Annotated in this window: 19 protein-coding genes; 9 read left to right on the forward strand and 10 right to left on the reverse strand. The window is 72.4% G+C overall.

What is annotated here, in order from left to right:
• On the reverse strand, positions 1-615 hold a 615-nt coding region (locus ACQKQD_RS27500; protein ID WP_427510125.1), incomplete at its 3' end, for an ABC transporter ATP-binding protein.
• Positions 616-619: 4 nt separating this feature from the next.
• Complete coding sequence (locus ACQKQD_RS27505; protein ID WP_026604752.1) at positions 620-1306, reverse strand: Crp/Fnr family transcriptional regulator; 687 nt, start codon at positions 1304-1306, stop codon at positions 620-622.
• 244 nt (positions 1307-1550) lie between these two features.
• Here ACQKQD_RS27505 and ACQKQD_RS27510 point away from each other — a divergent pair, with 244 nt between their 5' ends.
• Positions 1551-2453, forward strand: a complete 903-nt coding sequence (locus tag ACQKQD_RS27510) for a UDP-3-O-acyl N-acetylglycosamine deacetylase (RefSeq protein WP_100251183.1) — start codon at positions 1551-1553, stop codon at positions 2451-2453.
• A 9-nt stretch (positions 2454-2462) separates the two neighbouring features.
• Here ACQKQD_RS27510 and ACQKQD_RS27515 read toward each other — a convergent pair whose 3' ends face one another.
• Complete coding sequence (locus ACQKQD_RS27515; RefSeq protein ID WP_091677041.1) at positions 2463-3527, reverse strand: HD-GYP domain-containing protein; 1065 nt, start codon at positions 3525-3527, stop codon at positions 2463-2465.
• A gap of 265 nt (positions 3528-3792) precedes the next feature.
• Between ACQKQD_RS27515 and ACQKQD_RS27520 the strand changes: the two genes are divergently transcribed.
• A complete protein-coding gene (locus ACQKQD_RS27520) occupies positions 3793-5658 on the forward strand; it encodes an ABC-F family ATP-binding cassette domain-containing protein (protein WP_100251182.1) in 1866 nt (621 codons plus the stop codon).
• Between the two features lie 10 nt (positions 5659-5668).
• On the opposite strand, the gene ACQKQD_RS27525 is transcribed toward ACQKQD_RS27520, so the two are convergent.
• The gene (locus ACQKQD_RS27525) at positions 5669-6973 is read right to left on the reverse strand and encodes an aspartate aminotransferase family protein (protein WP_427510126.1); all 1305 of its coding nucleotides are present in this window, start codon (positions 6971-6973) and stop codon (positions 5669-5671) included.
• A 92-nt stretch (positions 6974-7065) separates the two neighbouring features.
• Between ACQKQD_RS27525 and ACQKQD_RS27530 the strand changes: the two genes are divergently transcribed.
• Positions 7066-7920, forward strand: coding sequence for a LysR substrate-binding domain-containing protein (locus tag ACQKQD_RS27530; RefSeq protein WP_427510127.1), 855 nt, complete (start codon positions 7066-7068; stop codon positions 7918-7920).
• 91 nt (positions 7921-8011) lie between these two features.
• On the opposite strand, the gene ACQKQD_RS27535 is transcribed toward ACQKQD_RS27530, so the two are convergent.
• The gene (locus ACQKQD_RS27535; protein ID WP_427510128.1) at positions 8012-8677 is read right to left on the reverse strand and encodes a hypothetical protein; all 666 of its coding nucleotides are present in this window, start codon (positions 8675-8677) and stop codon (positions 8012-8014) included.
• 723 nt (positions 8678-9400) lie between these two features.
• Between ACQKQD_RS27535 and ACQKQD_RS27540 the strand changes: the two genes are divergently transcribed.
• Positions 9401-10465, forward strand: a complete 1065-nt coding sequence (locus ACQKQD_RS27540) for a WcbI family polysaccharide biosynthesis putative acetyltransferase (RefSeq protein WP_020091925.1) — start codon at positions 9401-9403, stop codon at positions 10463-10465.
• Positions 10466-10545: 80 nt separating this feature from the next.
• Positions 10546-11574 (forward strand): alpha/beta fold hydrolase, encoded by a 1029-nt coding sequence (locus ACQKQD_RS27545; protein WP_427510129.1) that lies wholly within the window; start codon positions 10546-10548, stop codon positions 11572-11574.
• Here ACQKQD_RS27545 and ACQKQD_RS27550 read toward each other — a convergent pair.
• The gene (locus ACQKQD_RS27550; RefSeq protein ID WP_091677056.1) at positions 11543-12277 is read right to left on the reverse strand and encodes a dihydrofolate reductase family protein; all 735 of its coding nucleotides are present in this window, start codon (positions 12275-12277) and stop codon (positions 11543-11545) included. The two genes, ACQKQD_RS27545 and ACQKQD_RS27550, sit on opposite strands and share 32 nt — an antisense overlap.
• A gap of 176 nt (positions 12278-12453) precedes the next feature.
• On the opposite strand from ACQKQD_RS27550, the gene ACQKQD_RS27555 reads away from it, so the two are divergent.
• Genes ACQKQD_RS27555 through ACQKQD_RS27570 form a run of 4 tightly spaced genes read left to right on the forward strand, consistent with a single transcriptional unit; the run spans position 12454 to position 16494 of the window.
• The gene (locus ACQKQD_RS27555; protein ID WP_427510130.1) at positions 12454-12891 is read left to right on the forward strand and encodes a GlcG/HbpS family heme-binding protein; all 438 of its coding nucleotides are present in this window, start codon (positions 12454-12456) and stop codon (positions 12889-12891) included.
• Between the two features lie 2 nt (positions 12892-12893).
• A complete protein-coding gene (locus ACQKQD_RS27560) occupies positions 12894-14480 on the forward strand; it encodes a peptide ABC transporter substrate-binding protein (protein WP_427510131.1) in 1587 nt (528 codons plus the stop codon).
• Complete coding sequence (locus tag ACQKQD_RS27565; RefSeq protein ID WP_091677061.1) at positions 14477-15400, forward strand: ABC transporter permease; 924 nt, start codon at positions 14477-14479, stop codon at positions 15398-15400. Before ACQKQD_RS27560 ends, ACQKQD_RS27565 begins: the two co-directional genes overlap by 4 nt.
• Positions 15397-16494 carry an ABC transporter permease gene (locus tag ACQKQD_RS27570; RefSeq protein WP_427510132.1) on the forward strand — a complete coding sequence of 366 codons (1098 nt, stop codon included), beginning with the start codon at positions 15397-15399 and terminating at the stop codon, positions 16492-16494. Before ACQKQD_RS27565 ends, ACQKQD_RS27570 begins: the two co-directional genes overlap by 4 nt.
• Positions 16495-16520: 26 nt before the next feature.
• Here ACQKQD_RS27570 and ACQKQD_RS27575 read toward each other — a convergent pair whose 3' ends face one another.
• The 4 genes from ACQKQD_RS27575 to ACQKQD_RS27590 all read right to left on the reverse strand — a co-directional run bounded on the left by ACQKQD_RS27575 (position 16521) and on the right by ACQKQD_RS27590 (position 21266).
• Complete coding sequence (locus ACQKQD_RS27575) at positions 16521-17477, reverse strand: D-2-hydroxyacid dehydrogenase family protein (protein WP_427510133.1); 957 nt, start codon at positions 17475-17477, stop codon at positions 16521-16523.
• A gap of 69 nt (positions 17478-17546) precedes the next feature.
• Positions 17547-19175 (reverse strand): dihydroxyacetone kinase subunit DhaK, encoded by a 1629-nt coding sequence (locus ACQKQD_RS27580; RefSeq protein WP_427510134.1) that lies wholly within the window; start codon positions 19173-19175, stop codon positions 17547-17549.
• Between the two features lie 199 nt (positions 19176-19374).
• The gene (locus ACQKQD_RS27585; RefSeq protein ID WP_234082978.1) at positions 19375-20220 is read right to left on the reverse strand and encodes a carbohydrate ABC transporter permease; all 846 of its coding nucleotides are present in this window, start codon (positions 20218-20220) and stop codon (positions 19375-19377) included.
• An 89-nt stretch (positions 20221-20309) separates the two neighbouring features.
• Entirely contained in the window at positions 20310-21266 is a 957-nt protein-coding gene (locus ACQKQD_RS27590; RefSeq protein WP_020091916.1) for a carbohydrate ABC transporter permease, read from the reverse strand.
• Positions 21267-21272 lie beyond the last annotated feature (6 nt).

Here is a 21272-nt window from a genome sequence, read left to right on the forward strand (position 1 = left end):
GTCGGCGAGCATCATCGCCTCCTCGGGATCGTGCGTGACGACGACGAAGGCGGTGCCGAGGCGGCGCTGGACCGCGCGCAGCTCGCCCTGGGTCTCCTCGCGCAGGCCGCGGTCGAGCGCGCCGAGCGGCTCGTCGAGTAGCAGCAGCTTCGGCTCCCGGGCGAGCGCCCGGGCCAGGGCGACCCGCTGGCGCTGGCCGCCCGAGAGCGTCTCCGGTCGACGGTCGCCGAACCCGTCCAGGCGCACGAGCTTGAGCAGTTCCGACACGCGCTCCGCCGAGGCGGAGCGGCCGAGGCCCTTCAGCCCGTAGCCGATATTGCCGGCCACGCTCATGTGCGGGAACAGGGCGTAGGACTGGAACATCATATTGACAGGCCGCCGATGGGGCGGCAGCGCGGTCAGGTCCTGCGCGCCCAGCAGGATCCGTCCCGAGGTCGGGCTCTCGAAGCCCGCGATCATGCGCAGGAGTGTACTCTTGCCGCATCCGGACGGGCCGAGCAGGCAGAAGAACTCCCCCGCCTCGAGGTCGAGGGACACGGCGTCGACGGCCCGATGTGTGCCGAAGCGCTTGGTCAGCTCCTCCAGCCGCAGGCGCGGCGCCGGCCCCTCGGACAACGGATCAGGAATCCTCGCGCAGCGCCTCGGCCACGCGCGCTTCCAGGAGGTCCGGCCGGCGCAGGACCAGGGCGCCGCGGGTGCGGTCGACCAGTCCCTCCGCCGCCATCGCCGTGAACTCCCGGGTCACCTGCTCGCGGCGGCAGCCGATCCGCGCGGCGAGGACGTGGTGGTAGGGCGGCGGCGAGACCACCCGCTCGCCCGCCGTGCCGGCCCGGGGCACGGAGAGGCGGAGCAGCTCGGCGTAGAGCCGGTGCTTCAGGTCGAGCAGGGCGTGTTCCATGAGCCGCGTGTTCAGCTCGCGCACGCGCTTGGCCAGGAGCCGGAACAGCCGGTCGGCGATCGCCTCGGAGGCGAACACGATCTGCCGGAAGACCGGCGCCGGCACCACGCAGACCTCGCCGCGGGTCAGCGCCGTGACGTTGGCCGAGCGGCCGATCCCGTCGATGGCCGCGAGCTCGCCGAAGAAGGCCCCGCCCCGCATCTCGCCCAGGATGACTTCCTTGCCGGACTGGGTCCGGTTCAGGATGCGGACCTCGCCGGAGGCGATGAAGTACACGTCGGTGGAGATATCGTCGAAGTCGACGAGGACCTCGTTCTCGTCGAAGCGGCGCCAGTGGCAGCGGGGCTCGTAGGGGCTGAGCTCGATGCCGGGATCCTTGAAGAAAGGTATCGTCCCCAACCGCGCCATCGATCGTGTTCCCTCAACTCCGGCCTCCGTCCCTGCCCTGACGGGGGCCGGCCAGCAGATCTGGGGACGGGAGCAGCCCGCACAGTGAAGCCGCGCCCCGCCGGGGCGGTGCTGGATCGATCGGGCGCCGCAATCGTGACGGTCGCGGGCGGGGCGGTCAAGCCGCGTCCCGATGAACAGGAGTTTATTAGCGTGGATCAGGTATCAGGGCTAAATTCCTGGCCCGCCGAGGCGGGCAGTATCGATGCATCAAGACGTACCTTTCCCGCGCTCGACATCCTCCACCGGTCCCCGCCAGCAGGCGACGCTCGCACGCCCCTTCGAGCGTTCGGGCCGCAGCCTCCATTCCGGGCGGCACGCCACGGTCCGCGTCAGCCCCGCCCCGGCCGGCCACGGCATCGTCTTCCGCCGCCACCTGAGGGACGGACGGGCGGTCGACGTGCCCGCCCACTGGCACTACCGGGAATCGCAGCCGCTCTCCTCGGCGCTGCGACGCGACGGCGTCCTCGTGCGCACGATCGAGCACCTGATGGCCTCGCTCAGCGCGCTGCGGATCGACAACGTGCTGGCCGAGATCGACGCCGACGAGTTGCCGATCTTCGACGGGAGCGCGACGCCGTGGTGTGAGGCGATACGGATCGCCGGCCGGCGCGAGCAGAGCCTGCCCTGCCGGGTGATCCGCCTGCTGCGCACGGTGGCGGTCGAGAACGGGCGGCGCCGCCTCGAGATCGAGCCGGGCCCGGGCCTGCACATCACCGGCCACGTCGCGCTGGCGCATTTCGGCTCGATCGACTGGTCGGGCGCGATCACGCCGGAATCCTTCGAGCGGGAGATCGCGCCGGCGCGCAGCTTCGGGCGCTACGCGCGGGCCATGGCGGGCCGCGCCTACGGCTACCTGATGCGGAACGACTTCCTGCAGGGCGTCTCGCCCCGCTCGGCAGCGCTGCTGGTGCGCGGGCACGTCCTGGGCGGGATGCGCGTCCCCGGCGAGCCGGTTCGCCACCGCATCCTCGACCTCGTCGGCGACCTCGCGCTGGCGGGCCACCCGGTCGAGGGCCGGATCTCGGCGTTCCACACGGGGCACGAGCTGAACCACGCCCTCGTCACCGCCCTGATGCGGGACGGCAAGGCCTGGGAACTCGTCTGAGGGTCGGGTTCAGGCGGAGGCGCGGCGGGGCGTCTCGCAGGCGACCGCGACCGCTCCGAAGGCGCGGACGAGGTCCGCATCGAGCTTCGCCCTCATCGATTCGAGGATGGCGTAGGCCTCGCGCGGGGCCTTCGGCGCCTTGTAGGGGCGCGCCTCGATCAGCGCGGCGAAGATGTCGGCGATGGTGATCAGGCGGACGAGGTCGGGGATCTGCTGCCCGCGCAGCCCGTCCGGATAGCCCGACCCGTCGAGATACTCGTGGTGCGAGCGGACCACCGACAGGGTCAGCGCGTCGTAGTCGCCCGTCAGCAGCATCTCGTGTCCGAGCGCCGGGTGGCGAGCCATCTCGGCGCGCTCCGTCGGCGTCAGCGGCGCGGGCTTGTTCAGGATCGCGAGGGGGATCTTGGCCTTCCCGATGTCGTGGAGCAGCGCGCCTTTGACGAGGTAGCGGGAATCCGCCTCGTTGAGCCCCAGGACGCGCGCGAACTCGGCCGCGATTCCGGCCACGCTCAGGCAGTGGCGGTGCGTGACGTCGTCGAAGCTCGCCACGACCCTGAGCCATTCGCGCACCTTGGCCTCGCGGATCGCCTGGTTGACCAAGTCGGCGCCGTTCTCGACCAGCGCGGCCGGGGGCGCCTGATCGGCGCGGAACAGGCTGACGAAGGCCGAGCGGGCCTCGTTCACCTGCTCCTGCCAGTTGCCGGTCTGCGGCGGGGCCTTGGCGGTGCCGATCAGGGTCGCGACCGCGTTCAGCAGCATGGCGCTGACCGCGGCGGCCGGCATCGCGCGGGTCGCGCCGAGGGCGGTGGCCTGGATCTCGCCGCGGCCGAGGTTGCCGTGGATCAGGGCCAGGAACGGGATGCCGGGCCCGCGCGCGGTGGACAGCGCCTGGCGCAGCCGGCGCACGGATTCGGAGGTCAGCGCGCTGACGTCGCTGATGATCAGCCCCGCCCCCCGCGGCGGGACGGCGTCGCCGTAGAGGTCGTGCAGCACAACGGGCGTGACGCCGCCGAGATTGCGCGCGAGCCTCTCGGCGCGCTCGACATCGTCGGTCAGGATCAGGGTCTGGCCCAAGATTCCCCCCTGTGGCTCGCCCCCGCCCGGGCGCTTTTCCGACTCGCGCGACGACGTTCTGGAGCCGATGAACGCACTATCAGCGTCTATTTGCGCAGCACTCGCCACAGGTTTGACGGCATTCCGTTAAAAATCCGACAGCCGAAGCTGATGTTTGAAGCTTAAAATAGGCGTCGCGTTGTGTCGGGGGGCGACACGGGGATGCCGGCCTGCCCGCGCGACGGCGGCGCTTGCCTCGCGGCGTCCGGACCGCCAGAACGCCGGCATGCTGCGCGTCAACGACCTCACCTACCGCATCGGCGACCGTCTGATTCTCGATTCCGCGAGCTTCACGATCCCGGAAGGCGCCCGCGTCGGGCTGGTCGGGCGCAACGGGGCCGGCAAGACCACCCTGTTCAAGGCCATTCTCGGCGACCTCCCGGTCGACGCGAAGTCGGTGGCGCTGCCCAAGGGCATGCGGATCGGCGCCGTCGCCCAGGAGGCGCCGGCAGGACCGGAGACGCTTCACGCGGTCGTGCTCGCCGCCGACACGGAGCGCGCCCGCCTGATGGCGGAGGCCGAGCACGCGGACGGTCTGCGCCGGGCCGAGATCGAGACGCGGCTCGTGGATATCGGCGCCCACTCGGCGCCGGCCCGGGCCGCCGCGATCCTGCACGGGCTGGGCTTCGACGCGGCGGCCCAGGCGCGGCCCTGCGCGGACTTCTCCGGCGGCTGGCGGATGCGCGTGGCGCTCGCCGCCGTCCTGTTCTCGGAGCCGGACCTGCTGCTCCTCGACGAGCCGACCAACTACCTCGACATCGAGGGCACGCTCTGGCTGTACGATTACCTGGAACGCTACCCGCGCACCGCGATCATCATCAGCCACGACCGCGACCTGCTCGACACCAGCGTCGATCACATCCTGCACCTCGACCGCGGCAAGCTGGCGATCTACCGCGGCGGCTACACCAGCTTCGCCAAGCAGCTCTCGGAGAAGCGCGTTCTCCAGGCCAAGGCGAAGGCCAAGCAGGATGTCGAGCGCGCGCACCTGCAGAGCTTCATCGACCGCTTCAAGGCCAAGGCCACCAAGGCGCGGCAGGCCCAGTCGCGGATGAAGCGGCTCGCCAAGATGGAGCCGATCGCCGCGCTCCTCGAGGACGACGTGCCGGTGATCCACCTGCCGAGCCCGGAGAAGCCGCTGTCGCCGCCGATCGTCGCCATGGAGCGCGTCAAGGCCGGCTACGGGGACCGGATCGTCCTGACCGGCCTCGACCTCAGCCTCGCGCCGGACGACCGGGTCGCGCTGCTGGGCGCGAACGGTAACGGCAAGTCGACCTTCTGCAAGCTGATCGGCGGCCGGCTCGGGCCGGTCGCCGGCGAGGTGAAGCGCTCCTCCAAGATGGAGGTCGCCTACTTCGCCCAGCACCAGCTCGACGAGCTGCGCCCCGCCGAGAGCGCCTACGCGCATGTCCGGACCCTGATGCCGGATGTCCCCGAGGCGAAGGTCCGCAGCGCGACGGCGCGGCTCGGATTCGGCGCCAACAAGGCCGACACGCCGGTCGAGAAGCTGTCGGGCGGCGAGAAGGCGCGCCTGCTCATGGGGCTCGCCGCCTTCCACGGCCCGCACCTCCTGATCCTCGACGAGCCGACCAATCACCTCGACATCGAGAGCCGGCAGGCCCTCGTGGAGGCGATCAACGACTACGAGGGCGCCGTCATCCTGGTCTCGCACGACCGGTTCCTCGTCGAGGCCTGCGCCGACCGGCTCTGGCTGGTCGCGGACGGCACGGTGAAGACCTTCGACGGCGACATGGACGATTACCGGCGCTTCGTCCTGTCGGGGCCCGAGCGCGAGGTCGAGCGCGACTCGGAGCCCTCCGGCGGCCAGAAGGCCGAGGCGCGCCGCGCCGGCGTCGAGCGCCGCGCGGCCCTCGCGCCCCTGCGCAAGCGGCTGGAGGCGATCGAGGCGCGGATGGCCAAGCTGACTGCGGCGATCCAGAAGATCGACGCCGCCCTGGAGGACGGGTCCGCGTTCCGGGAGAACGCCGCCAAGGCCGGCGAGATTGCCAAGATGCGGTCGGACGCCGCGACCGCGCTCGCCGCCGCCGAGGAGGAGTGGCTGACGGTCAGCGCGGAGATCGAGGCGGCCTGACGGGGCTGCCTCACACCGAGGCTTCGATCGCCCGCTCCAGGATGTCGACCCCGAGGTCGATCTCCGCGTCCGTGGCGGTGAGCGGCGGGGCGATGCGGAACACGCCGCCCATGCCGGGCAGCTGCACGATGTTCATGCTCAAGCCGAGCTCGAGGCAGCGCCGCGTGATCGCGTCGCCGAGTTCCGGGGCTGGCACCTTCGTGTCCCGGTCGGCCACGATCTCCATGCCATGCAGAAGGCCGCGCCCGCGCACGTCGCCGATGCAGGCGAAGCGCTGCTGCAGCGCCCGCAGCCGCGCCGCGAGCCGCGCGCCGGCCGCCTCGGCCCGGCCGACCAGGCCGTCGCGCCGGACGATCTCCAGCACCTTGAGCCCGACCGCGGCGGGCAGCGGGTCGGAGACGTGCGTCGTGTAGAACAGGAAGCCGCGGGCGTGGCAGAGATCCTCGATCTCCGGCGTGGTCAGGACCGCCGCGAGGGGCAGGCCGGCGCCCAGGGTCTTCGAGAGGGTGAGGATGTCGGGCACCACCCCGTCGCGCTCGCAGGCGAACATCAGGCCGGTGCGGCCGATGCCCGTCTGGGCCTCGTCGAGGATCAGCAGCATGCCCCGCTCGGTGCATTTGCGCTTCAGCGCCGCGAGGTAGCCGGGCGGGAGTTCGAGGATGCCGCCGGAGCTGAGGATCGGCTCCGCCAGGAACGCGGCGAGATTGCCGGTCGACTGCCGGTCCACCAGCGCGAAGGCGTAGTCGAGCTCGGTCTGCCAGTCGGCGGCCCCGTCCCGCGCGAAGGTCGGGCGGTAGGCGTTCGGGGCGGGGATCGCGAAGGACCCGACGGGGGCCGGGCCGTAGCCCTTGCGGCCGGCGCTGTAGGTCGCCGAAGCGGCCCCCGCCGTCATGCCGTGCCACGACTGCGCGAAGCTGACGATCTCCCAGCCGCCGGTGGCGAGCTTGGCCATGCGCAGGGCGGCCTCGTTGGCCTCGGCGCCGGTCGTCAGCAGCAGCGCGCGCTCCAGCCCGCCGGGGGCGAGGCCGGCCAGCGCGGTCGCGAGGTCGACCACCGGCCGGCTCAGCATGCCGCTGAACAGGTGATCCAGGCGCCCGACGTGGTCGGCGACGACGGCGGCGATCTCGGGATGCCCGTGACCCAGGATCGCGCTCATCTGGCCGGAGGTGAAGTCGAGGATCTTCCGGCCGTCCGCGTCGTAGACGAAGCTGCCCTCCGCGCGCTCGATGATGACCGGCGCGAAGGCGCCGCCGTAGCGCACGAGGTGCCGGCGCGCGCGCGTCCAGAAGTCGGGGTCGTCGTTCCGCGTCGTCATCGATCCGGGTCCCGTGGCAGGCCCCGCCATGCTAGGACCGCCCGCAACCCCAGAGAAGCTTATAGTTCTGAACCGAGGGTTCAGCGATCCTGATGGCCCAGAGCCTCGACATCGACCTCCTGCGCAGCTTCGCCACGGTCGCGGAGACGGGCGCGCTGAGCCGGGCGGCGGAGCGGGTCGGGCGCAGCCAGGCCGCCCTCAGCATGCAGATGAAGCGACTGGAGGATCTGGTCGCGCAGCCGCTGCTGCGCCGGACCGGGCGCGGGGTGGTGCTCACGGTGCAGGGCGAGCGGCTCCTCGTCCACGCGCGCCGGATCCTGGCCTCGCACGACGACGCGGTGGCGGAACTGTCCGGCGGCCGCCTCAACGGCACGCTCAGGTTCGGCTGCCCGGACGATTACGCGCAGGCCTTCCTCCCCACCCTGCTGCGCGGCTTCGCGCACCTGCATCCCGACGCGGCGATCGAGGTGGTCTGCGGCGCGACGCCCCGTCTGGAGGAGCGGCTCGCCCGCGGCGAGCTCGATCTGGCCCTCGTCTCGGTCCCGCTGGCGGCCGGGCGGGAGATCCTGCGGCGCGAGGACCTCGTCTGGGTGGCGCCGCGCGGCGCCGAAGCGCCATGGCCCGACCCGTTGCCGCTCGCGCTCGGCGACCCCGACACGCTGGACCACCGGGCGGCGCGGGCCGCCCTCGACGCGGGCGGGCGCGCGTACCGGATCGCCTACGCGAGCGGCAGCCTGTCCGGGCTCCTGGCGGTGGCGCGCTCCGCCCAGGCGGTCGCAGTCCTCACCCGGGCCGCGGTCCCGCCCGACCTGCGCGTCCTGAACCGCGGCAGCGACCTGCCCGCGCTGCCGCGGATCGGCCTGACGATCCGCCTGGACGAGGCGCACGCCGCGCCGCTGACCCGCGCCTTCGCCGCCCACCTGCGCGCGGTGCTGCCGACGCTCTGATCGGGCGGTCCCGCCGGGCTCCCGTTCGTCCGGACGGGGTAGCCCTGGTCCGGTCGCGATCGCGGCCGCCCCGAGCCGGTCGGGCCTGTCGCTAGCCCGCCTCGGACGGCTTCCGCCAGACGACGACGATCTCGTCGTTGTCGACGTTGATCCAGTTGATGTGGGTGCGCGGATGGGCTTGGCGGATCGTCTCGAAATGCGCGCTGTTGCAGAGCAGGTAGATGTCGCTCCCCGTGTCGTCCAAACCGGCCTCCGCCTCGCGCAGGACGGAGCGGAGGCTCGGACCCGGCAATTGCACGGCCCGGAACCGCCGGCCGGGCACGTCCGGAAAGGCCAGGCTCCAGGCCGCCGTGACCCGCGGGCTGTCGTACGCCACGACCGTGTCGGCGCCGACGAGCCGAGACGGGCTGTGATCCAACCGGACATCCTCGCTCCAGTTGCGATTGGCGGCGCCGATCGTCTTCGTCGTCTCCGGCGACACGACCGGGGTCGTCGCCGTGGCCGTCGCCATCGCGGCGGCAGCGACCTGCGTGCCCCGCCGGTCGGTCACGTCGAGCGCGGCGTCGATCACCTGGATGCGGTTCTCGACGAGCGCGAAGACGGCCCCGGCCGCCTCCGGCGTGAGCGTGTAGATCGACCGCGGATCCGGCGCCGCGACGGGATTCACGTCGCGCGCCGGGGTGAGCGCGGTCGCCTCGCCGGGCGGCGCCTTCTGTGCGGCCGCCGCGATCGCGGCCATCGGAGGTACGTAGTCCATCGCGCAGTCTCCAGCTTTCGACCCGATGCGGAACCCGGCCTCCGACCCGCGCAGCGCCGTCGCCCGCGCATCGACCGGTTGCCGACGGCCATGCGGGCGTGGATCGACGACCGTCGCGGCGATGCGGAGGGGCGCCACCGCGGGCATGCCGCGGCTGCGCCGTCCGAGCGGCTCGGACCGTGGCCCGTTGTCCAGGCAGGTCGGTCGAAGCGCCCCGCGCCCGTCGGAGCGGCCGTTGACGCGGAGTCACGGCGAGAGAGGGGATCCACCTCGGTCATCGGGGGCCTGCCGGTCCTCATGACCGCGAGCGCCCAGTCCGCGAGCTTCATGCTTCGTTGAATCGGATTTGTATCCAACGACTTGACTCTGTCAACGGCGCGCAAGTTGAATCGTCTCCGTGACAGACTTTCATAGCCCGTATATCTGAGCGACATCGTCGGAATTCGGCGGTCCGCTGTACGCGTTGCTTCCGCTCTTTTCAGAAATGGCGGGCGGCGCTCCGAATAATCGGAGATCGACGAGCGCCTCCCTCCGAGTCCGGGCGATCCACAGGCGGCGCGCGTCGCCGTGAGCCGCGGTTCCGCCGCGCGGGTCGCGCAGTCCGTCCGACGGTCGGCACCGCGAGGGGGCTCCTCCCGATGGGCGCGATCGGCGGTCCCGGCCCGCGGGATCCGCACGGGTGCGGTGTTTGCCCGCGGCCCGCGGACATGCGAGAGAGGCCGGATGTTGACCGTCGATAGCCTCTGGCGCGCGCGGCACCGGCTCGCGCAGTTCGGGAAGAAGCGGACCGGATCGCCGCGCATCCTCGTGATCGGGGTCTGCCAGGCCGGATCCATCGCCAAGACGATGCGCTACCTGCTGCCGCACGCGCAGGTGGATTTCGTCTCGGCCTTCACGGCGTCCCGCCGGTTCCCGCGGCTCGCCGACCTGATGGCGCACGCGGACGGGTACGACCACGTCTTCACCAGCATCTACCTGCCCAAGTTCAAGGGCGGCGGCTCGATCGACACGCTTCGGACGCACCCGAAGGTCCGCCTGATCCCGACCATCGTGTTCAGCGCCTACCATCCCGACCTCGTCCACGTGGGCGTTCAGGATCACGTCACGCTCAACGGCCTGATCTCGGGTCCGATGGGGCACTCGCACTCGGCGATCACGCTGTTTGCCTACCTGTCGGGCTTCTCGCAGGCGCAGGCGCTGCGGCTGTTCTCCGAGCCGGTCTTCGAGCGCCTCGGATACTTCAATCTCTGGGACGAGTCGGTCGCGTACCTGCGCGGCCTCGGCGTCCAGGCCGGGTACGATCTCGACACGCACCTCACGCGCTGGGCGCGTCGGGGCTGCTTCATGCACTCGATCAACCACACGAAGCTCTACGTGGTGGCCGACCTCGCCCGCGGCCTGCTGACCCGGGCCGGCGTGCCCTTCGAGGAATGCGACCTCGACGCGTTCCTCCCGGACGATCTCGGCGGCCAGGGCAGCTGGCCGGTCTATCCGGAGATCGCCCAGCATTACGGCGTGCCCGGCAGCGCCCTGTTCTTCAAGGCGGAGACGCGCCGGTCCGGCCCCGCGCGCACGATGAGCCGGCCCGAATTCGTCGCCGCCTCCTACGCGAACTACGACCGGCGCGAGCGGAAGCTCCTGATCTCGCAGCGCGTCCAGGGCTGGCTCAACGACGCGCCGACGGTGGATTTCCTGCGCGAGGCCGCGGGCCGGGGCGACGCGCCGGCGCGGCCGGCGAGCCGGGCCCCGGCGGTGAATGCCGGCAGCCTCGCCGGCCACGCCTCGTAGCGTCCGGACGGGCACTTCCCCGCGGGCCCGGCGTTGTCGGCCACGGCCCGCCGCCGCGGGAAGGACGTCGAGGTGTTCCGATGAGTTCCGTGTCCCGCCATCGCACCGGTCGCGCCGCGACCGCGGCGGCCCTGACGCTCGCCGGATCGGCGGCGGCGCTGGTCGGATGGAGCGCGCTGGCCGTGGACCGGCGGATGACCCTGCCGCCTGCCCTGCCGGGCCGCCACGAGCGGATCCGAACCCGCCGCGCCGGCGCGCTGTCGCTCTACGGCTCCGCTGAAGCCGAGGGCGTGCCGCTCCTGCTGATCCACTCGATCAACGCGGCGGCCAACGCCTACGAGGTCCGGCCGCTGTACCTGCGCTACCGCGGCACGCGCCCGGTCTACGCCCTGGAACTCCCGGGTTTCGGCTTCTCGGAGCGCTCGCGCCGCCGCTACACGCCGCGCCTGATGGTGGAGGCGATCCACGCGGCGGTCGACGAGATCCGGAGCCGGCACGGCGGCTGGGCGATCGACGCCCTCGCCCTGTCGCTCTCGTGCTCGTTCCTGGCGCGGGCGAGCCTGGAGCGGTCCGACGCCTATCGCAGCCTCGCGCTGGTGAGCCCGACGGGGTTCGACGCCCGGCTCTCCGGGGAGGGTCCGCCGGACGGCCATCGCGGCCGCGACTGGCTGCTCCGCGTCCTCGACCGCCCTCCGCTCGGCCGGCCGCTCTTCGACGCGCTGGTCACGCGACCGAGCATGCGGTTCTTCCTGGAGAAGACCTTCGGTTCCTCCGAGATCGACGAGGGTCTGCTCGCCTACGATCACGCCTCGGCTCACCAGCCCGGCGCCGAGCACGCCCCGTTCTGCTTCATCGCGGGCCACCTGTTCCCCACCGACGCGACCCGCCTCTACGAGCGCCTGCGCCTTCCGGTCTGGATGGTGCACGGGGAGCGCGGCGACTTCGTCGACTACCGGCTGGTGCCGCGGGTCGCCGACCGGCCGAACTGGCGCGTCGACACCCTGCCGACCGGCGCGTTCCCGCATTTCGAGCGGCCGGAGGCGGTCGTGGCCGGCTACGACGCGTTCCTGGCCAGCATCATTCGCCTGCCGGCGGCTCGACCGGCGTGATCCGGTAGCGGAGCCACACGACGCCGTCGGACAGGCGCTCGCAGGCCGTCAGGTCGAGCTTGCGACGGCTGCCCATCGTGTCCGCCTCCTCGCCGGCGAAGTCGAACACCGCCGGCGTCCCGCTCAGGCCGTCGACGGCGGGCACGAGGAGCAGGCTCAGCTCGTCGATGAGGCCGGCCCTGAGCATGGAGCCGTTGATGTGGCCGCCGCCCTCGACGAGGAGGCGCTCGATCCCGAACAGGGCGCGCAGCTTCGCCATCGCCAGGGGAAAGTCGACCGTCCGGTCGCCCGCGAACAGGTAGGACTGGCCACCGGCCCGCAGCGCGCGCAGGTGCGAGTCCGGCACGGATTCGGTGAGCACCACCACGACGTGGTCTCCCTCGATCGCGTCGCGCGCGCCCCAGTCCAGGCGCCCCCGCGCGTCGAGGGCCACGGCGTATCCCGGCGCGTCGCGGCGGGCGACGTGGTCCTCCCGCGGGACCGGCGCGCCGTCATCGGCGACCGGCTCCGACAGCGGATCGGCGCTGTCGGCGTAGCCCTGCATGGTGACGCGCCCGCACATCCAGGCATCGCCCTTCAGCTCGCCGTGGACGCGCTCGTAATGGCTGTCGGCGTCCAGCGTCTTCCAGCGCCGGACCTTGATCCGGCCGTCGACCGACGACGTCATGTGACAGATCACGTAGGGGCGTTCGGCCGCTGCCATGGACGATCCTCGCTCGGTCCGCCGGGGCCTCCCGCGCGGGCCAGGGCGAAACTAGGCGGCGCGCCGGCCGGGCCCAGCGGAGCGAAAGCCGCAGCGCCTGCGCGTCGGTGGACCCGGCACGCCCCGGTCCGTAAGGATGAGGACGCCGCCCGGAGCGGCGTCCGTGTTGAAATCCGATGATCGACCTGACCCTCGAGGCCGCCCGCACCATCGTCGACACCGCCCTGCGGGAGGCGCGCGCCCGCAACCTCAAGCCCCTCGCCGTCGTCGTCTACGATGCCCGCGGCGCGCTGAAGGCGGTCGCGGTCGAGGACGGCACGTCCCTGCGCCGGGCCGAGATCGCGAGCGGCAAGGCCAACGGTGCCCTGGCGCTGGGCCTCGGCTCCCGGGCGATCCACGCGCGGGCGGAGCAGCAGCCCTACTTCGTCGCCGCCGTCAGTCACCTCGCCGGGCCGGACGCCCTCGTGCCGGTGCCGGGCGGCGTGCTGATCCGCTCCGGCGAGGGACGCCTTCTCGGCGCGGTCGGCATCTCCGGGGACACCTCCGACAACGACGAGATCTGCGCCGTGGCGGGGATCGAGGCGGCCGGCCTGAGGCCGGACACCGGCGCCTGACCGTGCGCCCGCGCCGACGCGACTGGCTGGCCGGCGCGTTCGCCCTCGCGGCCGTCCGGCCCGCCCGCGCGGCCGACGCGCTCTACCGCCGCGGCAACGACGCCGATCCCGAGACGCTGGACCCGCACCGCTCGTCGACCGTCGCGGAGGCGCACATCCTGCGCGACCTCTGCGACGGGCTGCTCACCTACGACAACCGGGGCACGATCATCCCGGGCGCGGCGCGCGCCTGGTCGGTCTCCGAGGACGGGGTGAGCCTGCATTTCGACCTGCGCCCCGACGGCCGCTGGTCGAACGGCGAGCCGGTCACAGCGAACGACTTCGTCTACGCGTTCCGCCGGATGCTCGATCCGGCCACGGCGGCGAAATACGCCGAGATCCTGTTCCCGATCCGCAACGCCGCCGCCGTGAACCGCGGCGAGACGCCGGCCGACGCCCTCGGCGTCGCCGCCGAGGCGCCGCTCCGGCTCGCGATCACGCTGGAACAGCCGACGCCCTACATCCTGGAACTCCTGACCCACCAGACCGCGCTTCCGGTCCACCGCGCCTCGGTCGAGCGCTACGGCGGCAGCTTCACCCGGCCGGGAAACCTCGTGACCAACGGACCCTACCGGCTCGCCGACCGCGTTCCGGGCGGCGCGATCACGCTTGAGGCCAACCCGCACCATCCGGACGCCGCGAGCTTGGCGATCCGGCGCGTCGCCTTCCTGCCGACGCCCGACATCGCCGCCGCGGTGCGCCGCTACGCCGCCGGCGAGATCGACTCCCTCTCCGACCTGCCCGTCGACCAGATCGCCGACCTGCGCCGCCGCTTCGGGCCGCAGGTGGTGCTCGGCCCCTCGCTGGGGCTCGCGGCGCTGGTGGTGAACACCCGCAAGGCGCCGTTCTCGGATCGGCGCGTCCGCCGGGCGCTGTCGCTCGTGATCGACCGCGAGTACCTCGCCGACGGCCTCAACGGCGGCACCATGAGCCCGGCCTACTCCCTGTGCCCGCCCGGCCTCGACAATTACCGCACGCCCCCCGAGACCGAGGGCCGCCTCGGCCTGCCGATCGACCACGAGGCGGAGGCGCGCCGGCTGCTCGCGGAGGCGGGCTTCGGCCCGGACCGGCCACTCACGGTGGAGTACCGGTTCAATATCAGCGACAACAACCGCACCATCGCGGTGGCGCTCGGCGAGATGTGGCGCGACCTCGGAATCGTGACGCGCTACGTCTACACGGACGCGAAGACGCATTTCGCCTACCTGCGCGACGGCGGCGACTTCGACGTCGCCCGCTACAGCTGGATCGCCGACTATTCCGATCCGCAGAACTTCCTGTTCCTGCTCCAGAGCGGGAATGACGGCATGAATGCCGGCCACTGGTCGGACGTCGCCTACGACGCCCTGATGGCGCGAGCCGCCACCGAGCGCGACCTCACCCGCCGGGCCGGCCTGCTCTACGACGCCGAGGCGATCGCCCTGCGCGAGCTGCCGTGGATCCCGCTGATGCACTACCGATCGAAGGCGCTGATCGCGCCGCGGCTGCACGGCTACCACCCGAACCTGCGCAACGCCGCGCCGACCCGCTTCATGAGGCTCGACGCGTGATCCGCTTCATCCTGCGCCGCCTTCTCCAGGCGGTGCCGACGCTGCTCGCCGTGGTGACCGTCAGCTTCTTCCTGATGCGCCTCGCTCCGGGGGGGCCGTTCGACCTGGAGCGGCCGCTGGCGCCCGCCGCCATGGAGAACCTGCGCCGGGTCTACGGCCTCGACCGGCCGCTGATCGCGCAGTTCGGGAGCTACCTCGCGGCGCTGGCGCGGGGCGACCTCGGTCCGTCCTTCTCGTTCCGCGACCAGAGCGTCCTCGGCCTGATCGCCCGGGGCCTGCCGGTCTCCGCGACGTTGGGCGCCCTCGCCCTCGCGCTGGCGACGGTGCTCGGGGTCGGCCTCGGGATCGTGGCGGCGCTCCGGCGCGGCGGGTTCGTCGACCGGCTCCTCGGCGTCGGGGCCGCCCTGACCCTCTCGCTGCCGAGCTTCGTGGTCGCGCCGCTGCTGCAGATCGCCTTCGGCCTGACCCTGCGCTGGCTGCCGCTCGGCGGCTGGAACGACGGCGCCCCGAGCCACCTCGTCCTGCCGGTGGTGACGCTGGCCCTGCCGCAGGTCGGCGCCCTGGCCCGGCTGACCCGGACCTCGCTCGCCGAGGCGCTGCGGACGCAGCCCGTCCGCACCATGCGCAGCCTCGGCCTGCCGCCGGCCCGCGTCACCCGGCACGCCCTGCGGGGGGCGCTGCTGCCGGTGGTCGCCTATCTCGGACCGCTGGCGGCGGCCCTGCTCACCGGCTCGGTGGTGGTCGAAACGATCTTCGGGCTGCCGGGGATCGGCCGGTACTTCGTCGAGGGCGCGCTCAACCGCGACTACACGCTGGTGATGGGCACGGTCCTGCTCGTCGCCGGGCTGGTGATCCTGCTCAACCTCGCCGCCGACCTCGCCTGCGCGTGGCTCGACCCGCGCCTCCGGGTGGCGGCGTGACGGCGGTTTCCACGGCGCCGGCCCGGCGCGCCGTCCTCCGGTTCGCGCGGGAGCGGACCGCCGTGGCGGCGCTCGCCGTGCTGGTCCTGATCGCCCTCGCCTGCCTGATCGGCCCGGGCCTCACCGGTCACGACCCCGAGCGCGCCTATCCGGACCTGCGCCAGCTCCCGGCCGGCCTCACCGCGCAGCCCGACGCCGCGCGTCTCCGGCCGGCGCTCGAGCGTCTGGCCTTCCGCATGCGCGCGCGGCTCGACGCGGTCGAGCGCGACGGCGACACGTTGCGGCTCACCCTCGGCTCCGACGCGGGCGTCGACCGGCGTAGCCTCGTCTACCTGCCGCGCTCGGCTCTGTTCGGGACCCCGACCGTCGTGGACGAGCGGGACGGCGGCCGCGACCTCGTCGTGGCGGTGCCGGTCCGGCGCCTGCACTTCCCCCTCGGCACCGACATCCAGGGCCGCGACCTGCTGACCCGCTGCCTCGTCGCCGGCCGGATCTCGCTGGCGATCGGGCTCGCGGCCAGCCTCGTCGCCCTGCTCATCGGCGTCGCCTACGGGGCGATTGCGGGCTTCGTCGGGGGCGCCGTCGACGCCGTGATGATGCGCGCCGTCGACGTGCTCTACGCGCTCCCCTTCGTGTTCTTCGTGATCCTGCTGCTGGTCTTCTTCCGCCCGAGCCTGCTGCTCATGCTGGTGGCGATCGCCGCGGTGGAATGGCTCGACATGGCCCGGGTGGTGCGCGCCGTGACACTGTCGCTGCGCGAGCGCGACTTCGTCCGCGCCGCGCGGGCGCTCGGCCTCGGAACACCCCGGATCATCCTCCGGCACATCGTGCCGAACACCCTCGGCCCGGTGGCCGTGACCGCGACGCTGCTGGTGCCGCAGGTGATCCTGCTGGAGAGCTTCCTGTCGTTCCTCGGGCTCGGCGTGCAGGAGCCGCAGACCAGCTGGGGCGTCCTGATCGCCGAGGGCGCCCGCTCCATCGAGGCGGCGCCGCACCTGCTCGCGGCCCCGGCCGCGTTCCTGATCGCGACCCTGGTGGCACTCAACCTGATCGGCGACGGTCTCGCGGACGCGCTGGACCCCCGCCGGGACTGAGCCCGGGTCCGGCAAGCTCCGCGACGTCAGCCCAGTTGCCGAATCGGGGCGCCGGCGAGCCAGGCCTCGATGTCCTCCACCGCCTGAGTGAAGAAGGTCCGGTAGTTGTTGCGCGACACGTAGCCGAGATGCGGCAGCGCCAGCACGTTCGGCAGGCGCCGGAACGGGTTGTCGGCCGGCAGCGGCTCGGTCTCGAACACGTCGAGGCCCGCGCCGGCGATCCAGCCCTCCTCCAGCGCCTGGACCAGCGCGGCCTGATCGATGATCGGCGCGCGCGAGGTGTTCACGAGAAACGCGTCGCGGCGCATGCGGCGCAGCTCGGCCGCGCCCAGGAGGCCGCGGGTCCGGTCGCCCAGCACGAGGTGGATCGTGACGACGTCGCTCGCCTCCAGCAGGGCTTCCTTCGAGGCCGCCCGCTCTACCCCGGCGGCGGCGGCGCGGCCATCGTCGAGGTTCGGGCTCCAGGCGATCACCCGCATGCCGAAGGCGCGCCCGATCTCGGCCACCCGCGTCCCGATCTTCCCCAGGCCCAGAACGCCGAGGGTCGCGCCGGCGAGATCGGTCCCGATCGTGCTCTGCCAGGGGCCGCCCGCGCGCAGGGTCAGGCTCTCCGGCGCCACGTGTCGGGCCAGTCCGAGGATCAGCGCCCAGGTCAGCTCCGTCGGCGGCGTCGGGCTGGAATCGGTGCCGCAGACGACGACGTTGCGCGCGCGGGCCGCCGCGAGGTCGATGGCGAGGTTGCGCATGCCGCTGGTGACGAGGAGTTCCAGCCGCGGCAGCCTTTCCAGCAGAGCCGCCGGGAACGGCGTCCGCTCCCGCATGATCACGAGGATCTCGGCCTGCGCGATCCGCGCCACGAGGTCGTCCGGATTCGGGATGTGCTGGCTGATCGCGGAGACCGCGACGCGGTCGGAGAGGCGCGCCCAGTCCGCGAGCGCGAGGGCCGCCTGCTGGTAATCGTCGAGGATCAGGCCGGTGCGCATGGGGATGGGGTAGGCCTCGACGGGTGGAGCGTCAACGGATGCCGGGTGACGGCGCGCGGCGCCCAGTTCCTACGCCCCGGCCAGAGCCGCGAACGCCGCCGCGACGCCGGCGGCGCCGGGATCCTGGACACCGGCGAGGTCCCCGGCGGCCAGGTAGCTGGAGCGGCCCGCGCCGGCGCGATCCATGCCGGCCGTGGCCTCGGCGCCGGCCCGGGCCGCCGTCGCGGCGGCCGCGAGATCGCCGCCCTTCAGGGCCTCGACGGCGGGGATCAGGGCGTCGAGCAGGGTGCGGTCGCCGGCTCGGGCGCCGCCGTACCCCTGGACGCGCGCCACGCCCTGCCCGAGAGCCTCGGGCCACGCGGCGCCTTCGGCGAGGGCCGAGGCCGTCGCGGCGAAGAAGATCGAGCCGAGCACGCCGCTCGATCCGCCGACCGCGCGCCCGATCCGCTCGGCGAGCGCCCGGCACAGGGCGGCCGGCTCGGCCTGCGGCAGCCGGTCGAGATCGGCCAGGACGGCCCGCGCCGCGCCCGCGAAGGTCGTGCCGGCATCGCCGTCCCCGACCTTGGCATCGAGGCCGTTCAGGGTGTCTTCGGCCCCGATCAGGGCCTCGGCGACGGCCCGGATCCGGGCGGCGGTGCCGGCGTCTTGCGACGGCACGAAGGCCTCGCTCGCGAGTCCCTCGGGCACCAGCCGGAGGATCGGCGGCGCGACCGGCACCGCCGCGGGCCAGGCCGGGACCGGCACGGGTTCCGACAGGGCGCGCTCCAGCGCGTCGTCGAGCGGCAGGACCGACAGCGAGGCACCGTGCATGTCGAGCGCCGTCATCAGCGGCGCGGGCCCGAGCAGCAGGCGGACGCGCCGCCCGAGGTCGGTGGCGAGCACGGCGCGGGTGAGGATCTGCATCTCGAGCGCGGAGGCGGAGCCGAGATTGTTCACGAGCAGCGCCAGCCGGTCCGCACCTTCGACGGCCCGCGCGAGACGCTCGGCCATCAGCTCGGCGAGGTCGCTGGCCTTCGGCAGCGCGATGCGCTCCGCGCCGGGCTCGCCGTGGATGCCGAGGCCGAGCTCGGCCTCTCCCTCCGCCAGCCGCTCGCTGCGCGGCGAGCCGGGGATCGTGCAGGTGGAGACCGCGATGCCGAGCGACTTCGCCGCCCCGGCCACCCGGCGGGCGAGCGACGCCACGGTCTCGAGCGGTTCCCCGGCCTCCGCGGCGTGACCCGCCACCTTGTGGACGAACAGCGTCCCGGCGACGCCGCGCGGCTGCTTGGCGTCCGGCAGCGCGATGTCGTCCGCGACGATCACGGTCTCGACCCTGTGGCCCAGCGCCCGGGCGCGCTCGGCGGCGAGCCCGAAATTCAGCCGGTCACCCGCGTAGTTCTTGATGACGAGCAGGCACCCCGCCGGCCCCGTCACCGCGAGGATCCCGGCCAGCACCGCGTCGACGCTCGGCGAGGCGAAGACGTCACCGCAGACAGCGGCGCTGAGCAGGCCCGGTCCCACGAAGCCCGCATGGGCCGGCTCGTGGCCGGAGCCGCCGCCGGAGATGACCGCGACCTTCCCGGGATCCGGAGCGGCGCGGAGGACGACGCGGATGCCCGGGTCGCCGTCGAGCCGTGCCAGGCGTCCGCCGCTCGCGGCGACGAGGCCGTCGACGGCGTCGTTGACCAGGGTGGAGCGGGCGTCGATGAAGTGGGCCATGGCGTGACCTTCGATGGGGCCAATCCGCGATTCTGCGTCGGCGGATCCGCGCGCATTGTCCGCCTCGTCGAGCCCTGCTGGCAACGGTCTCCGTCCTCGCGAGCGCAGCGCAGCGATCCGGCCCGCGCCACGCCGACCGAAGTCCCGCCGCCCCGGCACGCTTCGCTGCGCGCGCGACGACGACGGTCCTGCCCGTCCCTTATTCCTTCACGGCGCCGGTGAGGGCGGAGACGTAATACTCGACGAAGAACGAGTAGAGGATCACCAGCGGCAGCGAGCCGAGCAGCGCGCCGGCCATCAGCGACCCCCACTTGTAGACGTCGCCGTCCACGAACTCGCTCACCACGGCGATGGGCACCGTCTTGTTCTGCGTCGAGGACAGGAAGGTCAGCGCGTAGATGAACTCGTTCCAGCATAGGGTCAGCGAGAAGATCCCCGCCGAGATCAGCCCCGGGAAGGCGAGCGGCAGGATGATCTTGGTGAGGATCTGCCACCGGCTGGCGCCGTCCATCAGCGCGCATTCCTCCAGCTCGTAGGGAATGGTCTTGAAGTAGCCCATCAGGAGCCACGTCGAGAACGGGATCAGGATCGTCGGGTAGGCGAGGATCAGGGCGATCGGCGAATCGAACAGGCCGTAGGCCTGGATGATCGTGGCGAGCGGGATGAACAGGATCGAGGGCGGCACGAGGTACGCGAGGAAGATCGCCGCCCCGACCCAGCCGGCGCCCCGGTAGCGCACGCGGACGCAGGCATAGGCGGCGAGCACGCTCGCGAACAGCGACAGCACGGTCGCCGCCACCGACACGTACATCGTGTTCCAGAGCCAGCGCGGATACTGCGTCTCGAAGAGGAGCTTGTTGATGTGCTTGAGCGTCGGATCCACGACCCAGAACGGGTTGAACCGCTCCATGTCGATCAGCTGCTCATCCGGTTTGATGGCCGTCAGCGCCATCCAGTAGAACGGGAACAGCAGCACGGCGAGGATGAGGAGGAGCGGCAGGTAGGTCGTCACGAGCCGCCGGGGCAGGCGCTCGAGATAGGCCATGCCCTCCGAATTGTCCGTGAGCCCGGCGGGCCGCGCCTCCAATACGGAGTTGAGATGCGGATCGGCATGGGCGGGCGGTGCGGGCGCGCTCATCGGTCGTTCCCCCCGGATTGCCAGGCCCTGCGCTGCAGGCCGAACCACGAGATGCCGATGGCCGCGAGCAGGAACGGCACCATGGCGGTGGCGATGGCCGCGCCCTCGCCGAGCGTCCCCGAGAGGATGCCGCGCTGGTACGACAGGGTCGCCATCAGGTGGGTGGCGTTCACCGGGCCGCCGCGCGTCATGGCCCAGATCAGCTGGAAATCGGTGAAGGTGAACAGCACCGAGAAGGTCATCACGACCGCGATGATCGGGGTCAGCAGCGGCAGGGTGATCCGCGAGAAGATCTGCCAGTTGGAGGCGCCGTCCAGCGTCGCGGCCTCGTAGAGCGAGGGCGAGACAGTCTGGAGACCGGCGAGCAGCGTGATGGCGATGAACGGCACGCCCCGCCAGATGTTGGCGAAGATCACGCAGGCCCGCGCCATGGCGGGATCGCCGAGGAAGTCGATGTTGCCGTCGATCACCCCGAGATGGCGCAGCGACCAAGAGATGATCGAGAACTGGCTGTCGAAGATCCACCAGAACGCGATGGCCGACAGCACGGTCGGCACAACGAACGGGATCAGCACGATCGACCGGATGATCGACTTGAACGGCATGTTCTTGTTGAGCAGCAACGCGAGGTAGAGCCCGACCCCGAACTTCACCACGGACGCCACCGCCGTGTAGAGGCAGGTGTTGAACACCGAGAGCCAGAAGACGTCGTCGTCCCAGAGCCACTCGTAGTTCTCCAGGCCGACGAAGACCCCGTCGCGGCCGATCCGCGCGTTGGTGAAGGACAGCCAGATGCCCTTCAGGAGCGGGTAGGCCAGGAACAGGCCGAGGATCAGCGCCGTCGGCAGCATGAACCAGAACCCCGCCCAGCCGCGGCTCGCGCGCACACGCTGCCAGGCCGAGCGGGTCGGGATTGCGGCCGGGGCGGGCTGCGTCAGGGCCGTGTGCGCCATGGTCTC

It is taken from the genome of Methylobacterium sp. NPDC080182, from assembly GCF_050281105.1.
Taxonomy (GTDB): Bacteria; Pseudomonadota; Alphaproteobacteria; order Rhizobiales; family Beijerinckiaceae; genus Methylobacterium.